Source organism: Mycobacterium simiae (assembly GCF_008370645.1).
Lineage (GTDB): Bacteria > Actinomycetota > Actinomycetes > Mycobacteriales > Mycobacteriaceae > Mycobacterium > Mycobacterium simiae_A.
The window spans coordinates 1-412 of the sequence record NZ_VTZN01000549.1 but is presented as its reverse complement, the minus strand read 5'-3'; the positions used below and the strand labels follow the sequence as shown (position 1 = coordinate 412).

The 412-nt window shown below is 65.8% G+C and carries 1 protein-coding gene; it reads right to left on the bottom strand.

Annotated features, from left to right (window positions below; all coding sequences use genetic code 11):
- On the bottom strand, window positions 1-412 hold a 412-nt coding region (locus F0Q45_RS26845; protein ID WP_149656684.1), incomplete at both ends, for an AMP-binding protein.

Below are 412 nucleotides of genomic sequence, written 5' to 3'. Positions count from 1 at the left end.
CATTCCCGAACCCGCTACCAACGGCGCACTGCTCGTCGTGTACATGGTTTCGGTGGGGCCGTAGGCGTTGATCATGACCCGCCCGCCGGCCGCCCACCTGTCCACCACCTGGGCGGGACATGCCTCACCAGCTACCAGCAGTGCCAGTGACTCCAAACCTTCGGGCGACAATCCCCCCGCGGCGGAGGGGGTTTGGCCCAACACGTCGACGTGTTCGGCCACCAGCAGGGCATGCAAGTCTGCCGGTGAACGGGTTACCGATTCGGGCACCACCACCAACCGCCCGCCATGCAGCAGGGCGCCGCAGATCTCCCACACCGAAACGTCGAAAGCATGCGAGTGGCACTGCGCCCACACCTGGCCAGGCTCACCCACCACACCCGCCCACCGTGCATCCGATGCAAAAATCTGC